This is a genomic window from Campylobacter sp. GTC17093, from assembly GCF_055397635.1.
In genome coordinates this window covers 1,197,889-1,210,684 of sequence record NZ_AP038832.1, presented here as the reverse complement: position 1 = coordinate 1,210,684, position 12,796 = coordinate 1,197,889, and the positions used below count along the sequence as shown (strand labels likewise).

Below are 12,796 nucleotides of genomic sequence, written 5' to 3'. Positions count from 1 at the left end.
ATTGAATGAAGATTGAATTATACATATATTTATCTTAAATTTAAATAAAAAGGAAATAAATTTTGAAAAAAATTATACTAGTTTTTGTGACAATATTTTTTAGCGCTTGTTCTATAAAGCAAATTCCAACCGAATCAAATTCGGTATTTTTTACTATGAACTCTCCGCTTTTAAAATTAAGCGATGCTGGTTTTATCCATCATTACAATAACTATACAACACTTCAAATTTATAACTCTGGCGTTAGTTTATTAAAACTTGATATAAAAGATAAAATTTGTATAAACTCTGCGTGTAGCGATAAAAAAAGTTTTAACGAAAAATACCTTCTAGATGCTCATTATGACGAGCTTATAAGCGATATTATAAACCAAAGACCTATATATGAAAAACAAAATTTAGTAAAAACAGATTGTGGATTCAAACAAGTTATAAGCAAAAATTCTATAAAATACGAACTTTGCAATAATAAATCTATATTTAAAGATGCAAAAAATAATATTACAATAGTTCTAAGGTTAATTAAGTGAAGTTTATAGGGGCTCATGTAAGTATAGCAGGTGGAGTTGAAAATGCGCCAATAAATGCTATGAATATAGGAGCAAATGCTTTTGGAATGTTTGTCAAAAATCAGCGCCAATGGAGTGCAAAGCCTTTAAGCGATGAAAATATAGCTAAATTTAAGCTAAATTTAAAAAAATCAAACATACGGCCAGAACATGTTTTAGTTCACAATAGCTATCTTATAAACTTGGGTTCAAATGATCCGCTTAAACGCCAAAAAAGCGTAGATGCTTTTTTAGATGAAATATATAGAGTAGATGCTCTTGGATTAAAACTTATAAACTTTCATCCAGGCTCACATCTAAATGAGATAAATACGCAAGAATGTCTTAAGAACATATCTGAGTCCATAAACTATCTTTTAGAAAACTCTAAAAATGTAACTTTAGTCATAGAAAATACAGCCGGCCAAGGATCAAATCTTGGATTTGATTTTGATCATCTTGCTTATTTGATCCAAAATTGCATAGACAAAGAGCGTATTGGGGTTTGCCTAGATACCTGTCATCTTTTTGCCGCAGGTTATGACATAAGAAGCAAAAGTAGTTATGAAAAAACTTTTTATGAATTTGATAAAATTGTTGGCAAAAAATTCCTAAAAGGAATGCATATCAATGACTCTAAAACAAATCTTGGTAGCAAAAAAGATAGGCATGATAGCATTGGAAAAGGCTGCATAGGGCTTGATGGTTTTTCAAATATAATGAAAGATAAAATAAGCGATAACATACCGCTTATTTTAGAAACTATAGATGAGAGCATTTGGGATCAAGAAATAATAATGCTTAGAAAATTAGGAGAAAAATGAAAAAAATTAAAATAGTATTTTTACCACTGCTATATGCAACAATAATAAATGCTGCTGGATACAAAATACCAGAACAAAGCTCTGATTCTGTTGCCTTAAATGGATCAAACTATGCTTATAGCTTTGGAGCAGATGCTTCATATTATAACCCTGCAAACATGATGTTTTTAAATGAAATCATGGGACGCTTTGAGGCTGGTATTTCATATATACATCTTGGAAAAACAACTTTTGAAAATAAATCAAATGTCCCAGGCACACACAGCGTTATATCCAATAATTTTAATACCATTACACCTCAAATTTATTTTATTTCTCCAGAAATCATAGAAGATGTCCGATTTGGTCTAGCAACAGCCGTACCAGCTGGCGTTCAAATGCGCTGGGAAGATCCGTATCCAGCAGCAAGTGCTAAAAAATTTGATCTTAAGGTGTATGAAATCAATCCTAGCGTTGCTTATAGGGTAAATGATCAAATCTCGCTAGGCATTGGATTAAGAGCAATATACACAGATGGTAAAGTAGAAAATGGGACTGCCAATTTTAATAGGAGCCTACAAGGAGATAGTATAGATTTTGGCTATAATCTTGGCCTTACATATAGACCCATTGAAGATCTTAGTCTTTCAGCAACTTATAGATCAAAAGTTAATTTAACAATAAAAGGTGATGGTGATTTTAGGTTTGGAAATAGTACCATGAATACACCAACAAAAATAACATTACCACTTCCAGCAGATCTTGTTCTTGGTTTGGCTTACAAATATGACGCACTTACTTTTTTGTTTGCATACGAAAGAACATTTTGGTCTGATTTTAAAGAGCTTGATTTTGATTATGAAAAAAATATGCCAAATCCTTTGGCTAAAAAAATGTTTGACGAACCAATCAAAAGAGACTGGGATGATTCAAATACTTATAGATTTGGTTTAGCATGGGATTTAAATAATAAACTAAGACTTATGGGTGGCTTTACAATAGATGAAAATCCATCCCATAGTGATAAAATGAATTTCGAACTTCCAACTGGAAAAGCCTATATTTACTCAGCTGGTTTAAACTATAAATTAACTAAAAAATTTGAAATAGGTTTTGGTTATTTATATTCTCAAAGAACAAATCAAGATGTTTCATCATATAGTGGATCTTATATAGGAACAGTTCAAGGAATAATGAAAAATGGTGATGCACAAATAGCAAATTTAACATTTAGGTATAATTTTTAATGAAATATTTACAAGATTTTTTAATATCACATCCAAAAAATTGTGAAGTAACAAAACTTATAAAATGCTCTATTGACGAATCTTTAATACTTAAGCACATGACAAAAGCTTATATGAGCGGAAATGCTCAAACAAATGTTTACGAAACGTTAGTGGAAATTTATGGTGATAAAAACTATGAGCACTTATTGCATATTAAAGACATAAAATCATTATTAGATTTAGGCTGGATAATACAAGGATTTAATATATTTAAAAGTGATACTGTATCAAAACAAAATAGTCTTTTATCTCTTCTCCATACTGAAATTTCACTTTCACAATCATTTTTAAAGCTTCTAGAAGATGGCAGCATTACCCACGATATACCAGAACTTAGTGCATATGAAGATCATTTGGAATATCTAAAAGATCAATTTTTATGTGTTGATTTGTATTACAAGCTTTCTTTAATATCTCAAGAAGGAGATGCAAAAAAAAGAGTTATTACTCATATAAAAAATCTAGAAAGTAGAATTAATGAACGCATAAAAATGAGCAAAATACCTCTAAATGTAGAACAAATTTTCAAAGAAAATATGCTTTCACATAAAGAAAAAATAATATTTCTAGCAATCTTAAAAGAAGAATATTCTGGTGAATTTGAAATTTTAAGAGATATGAATACTCTTCTTTCTTTGGTTAGTGAAAATGATTTTGAAAAGATAAAAAACCGCTCTCTTTTAGAAGATAGTTCAAAACTTATGCAAAACTCACTTATAGATTATGATGAAATTTTAAATGTTGCTGGAAATATAAGTAGAAGTTTTTTCATAAATGAAGATACACTTCAAGAGATTATGCGCCCACAAAACAAACAACAAAATAAAAAACTAAAACTAGAAAATATTGTAAAAGATCAGGATATTTTTGAGCTAATCGATCCCAAAACCGATATCAACGACGTTGTATTAAATGACAAAACAAAAGAGCTTTTAGAAAATATCATGAAACAAATGGATAAAAAAGTTATTAGTAGATTAAGCGCATGGGGAATTAAAAAAAGAAAAAATATAGATGTAAAAGTTATATTTTATGGACCAGCAGGTACTGGCAAAACAATGTCTGCAATATCTTTAGCAAAAAGCCTTAAAAAACAAGTTTTGCATTTTGATTGCTCAAAAATACTTTCAAAATATGTAGGAGAAAGCGAGCAAAATGTTAGAAAAATATTTGATACTTACAAAGAAATTTGTAAAAAGTCAAATAGTGAACCAGTTTTACTTCTAAATGAAGCTGATCAGTTTTTATCAACTAGAATAGAAGGTGGTGGAAATGGTGCAGAAAAAATGCACAATCAAATGCAAAATATATTTTTAGAACAAATTGAAAGATTTGAAGGGGTATTAATCGCTACAACAAACTTTATGCAAAGCCTAGATAGCGCATTTTCAAGAAGATTTGACTACAAAATAGAATTTAAAAAGCCAAACTACGAAGAAAGACTTAGCATTTGGAGAAAGATTTTACCAGAAAATGCAAGCTTTGATATGAGCTTTAGCGTAGAAGAGCTCGCAAAATACGAGCTAAGTGGAGCTCAAATAGTTTTAGTGCTTAAAAACACTGCCCTAAAAGTAGCTTCCAAAGAAGATGGAATATTTAGTATGGATGATTTTATAGGTATGATAAAAAGAGAGCAAGTTTCTGCATTTGGAGATGAAAAAAAGGTTGGTTTGGTATAAATTTTAATTTTACTTTTTATAAATATATAGCTAATATAAATTTAAGAAATAAATAATATTTTTTTAGATAACATAATACTTTAATATTACTAAATATAAATATAAACAAAATAATATCATATAAGGAATGTTATGTTAAGAAAATATCTACTAATTATATCTATGTGCATTAGTTTTTTGTATGCTCAAACTCTAAATTTTGCGACTTCAAAAAATGTTGGTCCTCTAAATCCCCATCTTTATAGTCCAAACGAGATGTTTGCGCAAAATATGATTTATGAAGCATTAGTAAGATACGCAGAAGATGGCACAATTAAGCCATGGCTTGCACAATCTTGGGAGATTAGCAAAGATGGCAAAATCTACACTTTTCATCTAAGAAAAGATGTCGTTTTTTCAAATGGAGAAAAATTTGATGCTAGTGCAGCAAAAGCAAATTTTGACGCTATTGCGCAAAACAAAGACAGACATAAATGGCTAGAGCTTTCAAACATACTTCTTGAATGCAATAAAATAGATGATTATACAATTGAGTTAAAACTAAAAAATCCATACTCTTTGACACTAGTGGAGCTTTCTTTGATAAGACCTTATCGATTTATTGCGCCAAGCGCGATGATAAATGGTTCTACAAAAGATGGCATAAAAGCACCAATTGGCACAGGACCTTGGAAATTAGTTAGTAGCGAACTTGGCATAAATGATGTTTTTGAAAGAAATGAAAAGTATTACGGAAATAAAGCAACTTTTGATAAAATAAATTCAAAAGTTATACCAGATCCAAATACTAAATTTATAGCCCTAAAAACAGGAGATATCGACCTTATATATGGCAGAGGACAGATACCTCTTGATAGTTTTGCTTTGATGCAAAAAGATAAAAAATTTAACACACTTATATCAAAACCGATACTTACAACAGCTATAGCCATAAACTCAAATAAATTTCCAACTAACGATATAAATATAAGAAAAGCCATAAATATAGCAGTGGATAAAGATACTATCATGAAGCAAGTATTTTTAGGCACACAACAAAAAGCTGATTTTCTTTTTTCACCCTCAAATGAACAAAGTCGCATAGCCTTAGAGCCTTATAAATTTGATACAAAAATAGCAAACGAATTACTTGAAAAAAGCGGATGGAAACTAAAAAGCGATGGCATAAGATACAAAGATGAAAAACCTTTAAAATTGGAGTTATCATACATTGGTAATGATGCTTCACAAAAATCAATAGGCGAAATTTTACAATCAGAGTTTAGAAATATAGGGATTTTGCTTGACTTAAAAGCCGATGAGTCAACCATCTTTTACAAAAAACAAAGAACTGGAGAATTTAGTCTTATCTTTAACTCAACTTGGGGCGCACCATATGATCCTCAAAGCTTTTTAGCATCAATGAGAGCTCCATCTCACGCTGATTATCAAGCACAACTTGGACTTAGCAACAAAAAACAAATCGATGAAAAAATATCGCAAATGCTAAAAGAAACAGATAAGAAAAAAAGTAACGAACTAACAAAAGAAATATTAACTTTACTTCACGAACAAGCCATTTATCTACCTATAACTTATGAAGTAAATAGCGTAGTTTACAATAAAAAAATTGACGGTGTAGAAACTTCGATATTAAAAGAAAATATCCAATTTGAAAAAATATTTTTCGTAAAATGATTAAATTTATATTAAAAAGATTGCTCTACCTCATACCACTACTTTTTGGGGTGAGCATTTTTATATTTGTCCTTTTGAGGCTAAATGGTACAGATGCGGTTATGAGCTATCTTATAGCTTCTGGTATAACTCCGAGTGATGAAGCGTTGCAAAGTGCAAAAATAGCTCTTGGTTTAAATGAACCAATTTTAACTCAATACTTCATTTGGATAAAAAAAGCTATAAATCTTGATTTTGGATACTCATTTTTAACCAAAAGAGATGTTATGCAAGATATGATGTATTATCTTCCAGCTACTCTAAAACTAGCATCATTTGCCCTATTTTTAACTCTTGTCATATCCATTCCTCTTGGGATGTTAAGCGCGATATACAAAGATAGTCCGTTTGATTATATAACTAGAATAATCTCATATCTTGGCGTTTGCACTCCAAATTTCTGGCTTGGACTTATGCTCATAGTTGTGTTTTCAGTAAAACTAAATTTACTGCCTCCTTTTGGCATAGGGTCGTTTTGGCATATGATAATGCCAGCATTTGCTATATCTTTTATGTCAATTGCTATAAACACGAGATTAATTCGCACAAATATGCTTGAGAATAAAAACAAAAGATATGTTTTATATGCAAAAACAAGAGGCATAAAAAACTATGAAATAAACATAACTCATATATTTAAAAACTCTTTAATACCTGTTATTACAGCACTTGGAATGCATATAGGTGAACTAATCGGGGGAGCACTCATAGTAGAAAATATCTTTGCATATCCAGGTGTTGGCAGATATGCAGTAAGTGCAATATCAAACAATGATTATCCAGTCATTCAATGTTTCATAATTATGATGAGTTTTGTTTTTATAATGATAAATTTATTTATAGATATAGCTTACGCTTTTATTGATCCTAGGATAAGAAAAGGTATAAGCGAACAATGAAACCATCACAATATATAATCATATTTTTAGCACTTTGCATAATTTTCCTAATGTTTTTTGGCAAAAATTTAGCGCCATATGATCCAAATTTGATAAATTTATCACTTAAATTTGCGTCTATTTCAAGCGAGCATTTACTAGGTTGTGATCATCTTGGAAGAGATGAGTTCTCAAGACTAATAAGCGCAAGTTCACTATCTTTACAATCAGCTTTCTTTACACTTGCTTTAATACTAATAACTGGCATTATCATAGGGGGATTTAGTGGATTTATGGGCGGAAAAATAGATCAAATTTTGATGAGAATTTGCGATGTATTTTTAAGCTTCCCAACTGTCGTTTTAGCCCTATTTTTAGTTGGAATTTTAGGCTCAGGACTTACAAATGTTATCATTGCCATAGCTCTTACACACTGGGCTTGGTATGCAAGAATTATAAGAAGCATCGTTTTAACCCTAAAAACAAAAGAGTATGTTTTAATAAGTCAAATAAGCGGTGCAAGTGTGGTTCAAAACTTTAGCAAAAATATGCTTAAACCCATTATATCACAATGCGCAGTTTTAGCTACGCTTGATATTGGTCATATAATGCTTCATATATCTGGACTAAGTTTTTTAGGTCTTGGTGTAAAAGCTCCAACACCTGAATGGGGCATTATGATAAGCGATGCAAAAGAGTATATTTTTTCACATAGCGAGCTTATATTTTACCCTGGATTTGCTTTATTTTTAACGGTATTTGTTTTTAATATGCTTGGCGATATGTTGCGAGATAAATTGGATGTTTCATTGGAGTTTCATGAAAAGTCTTAGAATTTCAAATTTATGTATAAAAAATGAAGAAAAATTTTTGGTAAAAGAACTAGACTTGGAAATAAAAAGTGGCGAGATAGTAGCACTTGTGGGAAAGAGTGGAAGTGGAAAGACGCTAAGTTCTACTGCAATGCTAGGATTTTTACCTAAAAACCTCACAATGAGTGGTGAGTTTTATTTAGATGATATAAATTTGAAAAAGCTAAAAAAGCATAAAATCATGAGTTATATAATGCAAAATCCAGCCTCAGCCTTTAATCCAATTCAAACCATTATGCAACATGCAAAACAAACACAAAAAGCAAATGGCAAAAAATTTGATAAAAACGAAGTTTATGAGTCACTAAAATCCGTTGAATTGAAAAAAGAAGTAGCAAATTTATATCCATTTGAAATGAGTGGCGGAATGCTTCAAAGAGCCATGATAATGCTCTCTATGATCCAAGAGGCGCCATTTTTGATAGCCGATGAATGCACAAGCGACCTTGATTTAGTAGTGCAAAATGCAATACTAGAAATACTTTTAAAACTTGCTAAAGAAAGAAATATAGGTATTTTACTAATTACTCATGATTTTGGGGTAGTTGCCAAAATAGCAAATAGAGTTTTAGTTATGCAAAACGGCGAAATAGTAGAACAAAACACGACAAAAGTCATTTTTAAAAATCCTGAGCATACTGCTACAAAAGAGCTTATGAATGCACATTTAAATTTATATAAAGATGAAATATGAGCGTTATTTTAGAACTAAAAAATATAACAAAAACATACAAATCATTTTCGTTTTTTAAAGCAAGTACAAAAAACCATGTTTTAAAAGATATAAGTTTTACACTCAATAAAGGTGAAGCTTTGGCTCTTCTTGGACAAAGCGGAAGTGGAAAGAGTACGATAGCAAAAATTATTTGTAACATTATCAAATCAGATAGTGGAGAAATTTATCTTGATGGTAAAAAGGTAAATTTAAAAAACTTAACTCAAAAAAAAGAGTTTTATAAAAAAGTTCAAATCGTTTTTCAAGATAGTATTTCAGCACTAAATCCAGCACTAAGTATTTTTGATGCCATAAGCGAACCGCTTGATTATCTTAGCAATTTTAACAAAGATGAAAAAGCAAAAACAATAAAAAACCTACTAAAAAAAGTTCATTTAGATGTAAATCCGAACATGAAAGTATCACTACTAAGCGGTGGTATGGCACAAAGAGTATGTCTAGCAAGAGCCATGGCAATATCTCCTCATATTATTATATTAGATGAAGCAACTTCAGCGCTTGATATAGTTTTGCGCCAAGAGATTATAAATTTAATAAATGAGATGAAAAAAGAGTTTAGCTTTATCATCATAACTCACGATATGAGAGTTGTAAATAGCATTTGCGATAGAGTGATTTTGCTAGATGATGGACAAATAGTTGAAAACATGAGACTAGGTTCTAATAATACTTTCAAAAGCGATATTGGGAAAAAATTATTAGATTGCATTCTTCCAAGTAGGCCTATATAAATTTTTATCCAAGCATGTTTATTTAGTATATATCTATTTTTCATATCAAATTTTAATTTTTTTTGTTAAAATACAGTTATGAGAGTTGACAAATTTTTAAATTCAGTAAATATTACAAAACGCAGAGCAATAAGTGAAGATATGTGCAAAAGTGGTGTTGTAAGTATAAATGGCGTGGTGGCAAAAGCTGCAAAAGATGTAAAAGTTGGTGATAAAATTTCTATTAAATTTATTAGTAAAACTGAAGAATATGAAGTTTTAGCAATACCAACAACTAAAAATATACCAAAAAATTTACAAAGTGAGTTTATAAAAAAGATATGAAAACATATATTTTATCCTTAGATGAATTAGATGATTTTGTGAAAAAACTACCCAAAGAAGGTATAATTTTACTATGTGGAGATTTAGCAAGCGGCAAAACAACGTTAACTAAAAAAATTGCTCAAAATTTAGGCATAAAAGAGGAAATAACATCTCCAACATTTAGTATTATGCAAAATTATGATGATATTTTGTACCATTATGATATATATAATTGTGGTACACAAAAACTCCTAGAAAATGGTCTTTTTGAAAATTTATTTGAAGACGGTTTGCATGTTGTTGAATGGGCTGATAAGAGTTTAGAAAATTTATTAAATGACAACTCTTTAAATTATGTTAAAATAACAATCACGTCTTTTGAAGATAAAAGAAAATATGAGGTAATTCGTGCATAAACTAGAAGTAAAGAATTTACAAAAAACTATTAAAAAAATAAACATTATAAAAAGCATATCACTTGATGTAAAAAGCGGAGAAGTTGTAGGTCTTCTTGGTCCAAATGGCGCAGGAAAAACAACAACATTTTATATGATTTGCGGACTCATCCCTCCAAGTAGTGGAAATATATTACTTGATGATTTGGATATCACAAAAATTCCACTACACAAAAGAGCCAAACTTGGAATTGGTTATTTGCCACAAGAAAGCAGCATTTTTAAAGATTTAAGCGTAGAAGAAAACTTACTTTTAGCGGCACAAATTGCATATAAAAAAGATGATAAACTTATTGAGCAAAAAGTAAATGAAATGCTAGAGCTTCTAAACATAGAACCAATTCGCAATAGAAAAGGCGTTAGTTTAAGTGGCGGAGAAAGAAGAAGGTGTGAGATAGCAAGATCACTCGTGATAACTCCAAAGTTTTTACTTCTTGATGAGCCATTTGCTGGCGTTGATCCAATAGCCGTAACAGACATACAAAATATCATAAAAGATTTAAGAAAGCTAAATATAGGCATTTTAATAACAGACCACAACGTTAGAGAAACACTTGCAATATGTTCACGCGCTTATGTTATCAAAGATGGAGCTTTGCTAGCAAGCGGAAATTCACATGAAGTTGCCAATAATGAAATGGTTAGGACTCATTATCTAGGAACAGAGTTTAAACTCCTATAGCCATGCTTCGCCAAAGCCAGACTCTTGGACCAAAAACAAAGTTAAATCACACACTCCAGAGCTGGTTGCCGATTTTGCAAGCAAGTAGCGAAGATCTAAAAGAAACTCTAGAGCCACTAATTAGTGGAAATCCATTTGTAAGCATAGAAGCAAATCCAAAATCCATTAAAAACAAACTTCCTTTTTCTAATAGCGTCAGAAATTCTTCTACAGACAATATAGAAGCCCTTAGCATATATGAAAAAAGCTTGTATGAAAAACTTCAAGAACAAATAAATAAGCCGTTATTTCCAACTCAAAAATCACAAAATATTGCATATAAAATCATAGAATGTATAAATCACGAAGGATATTTTGAAGAAGATGATGAACTTTATAAAGAGTTTTCAAAAGATGAAGTAGAAAACATTAGGTCTAGATTTTCCATGCTTGAGCCAATAGGTGTTGGCGCAAAAAACTACAAAGAGAGCTTTTTGTTTCAGCTTAGCGATATGCAAATAGACGATGACCTTTACGAACTATGCACAAAGCTAATAGAAAATTTTGAAAATTTGCAAGAATTTGTTAGTTCTAAGCGCTACTCTGAAGCAATGAATATAATAAAAAAATTTAAAAATCCTCCCGCTATTGAGTATTTAGAAGATCCAATAGAGGCAATTTGCGATATTGTAGTTACAAACTCAAGAGATGGCATACAAGTTAGCATAAACGATGATTATTACCCAAATATCGTCATAGAAAATGAATATATAGATGACAATAATGAATTTATAAGCTCACGCATAAAAGAAGGCTTAGACCTCATAGATGCCCTTGAAATGCGCAAATCGACACTTTACAAGATAGGACTAATGATCATAGAACACCAATATGATTATTTTGTAGGTGGAGATATAAAACCGATGCGACTTAAAGATATAGCAAGCGATCTTGGTAGAAATCCATCAACAATATCTCGCGCCATAACAAATAAATTTTTATCTTCTTCAAGAGGAACCGTACCATTGAAACTATTTTTTGCAGGTGCAGCAAGCGAAGAAGTTTCAAATGTAGCTATAAAAGATTTTATACAAAACGCTGTTTTAAACGAAAATAAACAAAAACCGCTCAGTGATTTTGCTCTACTAGAAATGGCGCAAAAAGAATTTGATGTAAACTTAGTAAGAAGAACTATAACAAAATATAGAAAAGCCCTAAATATAGGCTCTTCAAGTCAAAGAAAAAAGATTTATACCATCACGCACTGATGAAATTTTCTTGCTCTTTAAAGTATGGTTTTAACGCTTCGTAAGCTTTTTGGATGTTTTCAAATTTTTTTCTATATGATTTTTGAATCTCGGCTGGTTTGCTTTGGTGTCTATCTGGATGATATAGTTTAATGAGATTTAAGTAATTTGACCTAACAGTTTCGCTATCATCAGTTTTTTCGCAACCAAGTATTTCAAAATGCTCCTCAAGTAAATTTGCAAGCGCTTTAAACCTTTTTATAAATTTACTAGAATGTCTAACTTTGATCTCTTTTTTAAATTTATTAAATACATTTTCATCATAGTTACATTCTATAGTATAGTTAAGTATTTCTTTTGTATTTAAAAATATATCTAGCATATCTAAAGATTCATCATTTTGTATATTTAAACTTATAATATTTTCAAATTTAGTAAATTTGATATCCCATTCATTGCAACATTGATTTATATAAGATATAAAGAAATTATCGCTATTTTTGATGTTTAAAGTTACTTCGTTGCCTTCAAAATTTACATCAATTAAAACCACTGATTTTAGTGTATTTTGTTGAATCAAGCTTAGTTTTATTGTAGAGAATTCACACATTTTAAAATCTAAATCGTCATTATGATATTTTTTATACATATTTTGCAAAAATTTAAAAAAATACTTTCTTTGAACAGATTCGTTTTTATCATAAAATGAAATTATTTTACCTTTATTTCCGACGCTTTTTTTAAAATTTTTTTTCATCATTAGTTGTAGCTGAGAAAAAATAGCACTATCATCTGTATTTATCGAAATGGACTCTAAAGTTTGAATTACATTCATAAAAAAGTTCTCCAATGCAAAGTTATTTCTATTAAAGCAA

Annotated in this window: 14 protein-coding genes; 13 read left to right on the top strand and 1 reads right to left on the bottom strand. The window is 30.1% G+C overall.

The genetic code is table 11. From position 1 onward, the window contains the following. The first annotated feature begins 62 nt into the window (after positions 1 to 62). The 13 genes from ACZ5VL_RS06340 (at position 63) to ACZ5VL_RS06280 (ending at position 11,942) form a co-directional block, all read left to right on the top strand. Positions 63 to 530, top strand: a complete 468-nt coding sequence (locus ACZ5VL_RS06340; protein ID WP_464198153.1) for a hypothetical protein — start codon at positions 63 to 65, stop codon at positions 528 to 530. After that, a complete protein-coding gene (gene nfo, locus ACZ5VL_RS06335) occupies positions 527 to 1,372 on the top strand; it encodes a deoxyribonuclease IV (protein WP_464198152.1) in 846 nt (281 codons plus the stop codon). Before ACZ5VL_RS06340 ends, nfo begins: the two co-directional genes overlap by 4 nt. After that, positions 1,369 to 2,598 (top strand): OmpP1/FadL family transporter, encoded by a 1,230-nt coding sequence (locus tag ACZ5VL_RS06330; RefSeq protein WP_464198151.1) that lies wholly within the window; start codon positions 1,369 to 1,371, stop codon positions 2,596 to 2,598. Before nfo ends, ACZ5VL_RS06330 begins: the two co-directional genes overlap by 4 nt. Further along, on the top strand, positions 2,598 to 4,319 hold the full coding sequence (locus tag ACZ5VL_RS06325) for an ATP-binding protein (protein WP_464198150.1): 1,722 nt from the start codon (positions 2,598 to 2,600) through the stop codon (positions 4,317 to 4,319). Before ACZ5VL_RS06330 ends, ACZ5VL_RS06325 begins: the two co-directional genes overlap by 1 nt. Before the next feature lie 132 nt (positions 4,320 to 4,451). Further along, positions 4,452 to 5,996, top strand: coding sequence for a nickel ABC transporter substrate-binding protein (nikA, locus tag ACZ5VL_RS06320; RefSeq protein ID WP_464198149.1), 1,545 nt, complete (start codon positions 4,452 to 4,454; stop codon positions 5,994 to 5,996). Next, positions 5,993 to 6,934: a nickel ABC transporter permease subunit NikB gene (nikB, locus tag ACZ5VL_RS06315; RefSeq protein ID WP_464198148.1), complete on the top strand. Its 942-nt coding sequence runs from the start codon at positions 5,993 to 5,995 to the stop codon at positions 6,932 to 6,934. The genes nikA and nikB overlap by 4 nt, the downstream gene beginning before the upstream one ends. Next, a complete protein-coding gene (gene nikC, locus ACZ5VL_RS06310) occupies positions 6,931 to 7,746 on the top strand; it encodes a nickel ABC transporter permease subunit NikC (protein ID WP_464198147.1) in 816 nt (271 codons plus the stop codon). Before nikB ends, nikC begins: the two co-directional genes overlap by 4 nt. Beyond that, positions 7,733 to 8,479 (top strand): ATP-binding cassette domain-containing protein, encoded by a 747-nt coding sequence (locus ACZ5VL_RS06305; RefSeq protein ID WP_464198146.1) that lies wholly within the window; start codon positions 7,733 to 7,735, stop codon positions 8,477 to 8,479. Before nikC ends, ACZ5VL_RS06305 begins: the two co-directional genes overlap by 14 nt. Continuing rightward, positions 8,476 to 9,252 carry an ABC transporter ATP-binding protein gene (locus ACZ5VL_RS06300; RefSeq protein WP_464198145.1) on the top strand — a complete coding sequence of 259 codons (777 nt, stop codon included), beginning with the start codon at positions 8,476 to 8,478 and terminating at the stop codon, positions 9,250 to 9,252. Before ACZ5VL_RS06305 ends, ACZ5VL_RS06300 begins: the two co-directional genes overlap by 4 nt. A gap of 78 nt (positions 9,253 to 9,330) precedes the next feature. Then, the gene (locus tag ACZ5VL_RS06295; RefSeq protein WP_464198144.1) at positions 9,331 to 9,576 is read left to right on the top strand and encodes an RNA-binding S4 domain-containing protein; all 246 of its coding nucleotides are present in this window, start codon (positions 9,331 to 9,333) and stop codon (positions 9,574 to 9,576) included. Continuing rightward, positions 9,573 to 9,974, top strand: coding sequence for a tRNA (adenosine(37)-N6)-threonylcarbamoyltransferase complex ATPase subunit type 1 TsaE (tsaE, locus tag ACZ5VL_RS06290; RefSeq protein ID WP_464198143.1), 402 nt, complete (start codon positions 9,573 to 9,575; stop codon positions 9,972 to 9,974). Before ACZ5VL_RS06295 ends, tsaE begins: the two co-directional genes overlap by 4 nt. Next, a complete protein-coding gene (lptB, locus tag ACZ5VL_RS06285; protein WP_464198142.1) occupies positions 9,967 to 10,695 on the top strand; it encodes an LPS export ABC transporter ATP-binding protein in 729 nt (242 codons plus the stop codon). The genes tsaE and lptB overlap by 8 nt, the downstream gene beginning before the upstream one ends. A 2-nt stretch (positions 10,696 to 10,697) precedes the next feature. Continuing rightward, positions 10,698 to 11,942 (top strand): RNA polymerase factor sigma-54, encoded by a 1,245-nt coding sequence (locus ACZ5VL_RS06280; protein WP_464198141.1) that lies wholly within the window; start codon positions 10,698 to 10,700, stop codon positions 11,940 to 11,942. Here ACZ5VL_RS06280 and ACZ5VL_RS06275 read toward each other — a convergent pair. Continuing rightward, positions 11,932 to 12,756 (bottom strand): adenylosuccinate lyase, encoded by an 825-nt coding sequence (locus ACZ5VL_RS06275; RefSeq protein WP_464198140.1) that lies wholly within the window; start codon positions 12,754 to 12,756, stop codon positions 11,932 to 11,934. The two genes, ACZ5VL_RS06280 and ACZ5VL_RS06275, sit on opposite strands and share 11 nt — an antisense overlap. Between the last annotated feature and the right edge of the window lie 40 nt (positions 12,757 to 12,796).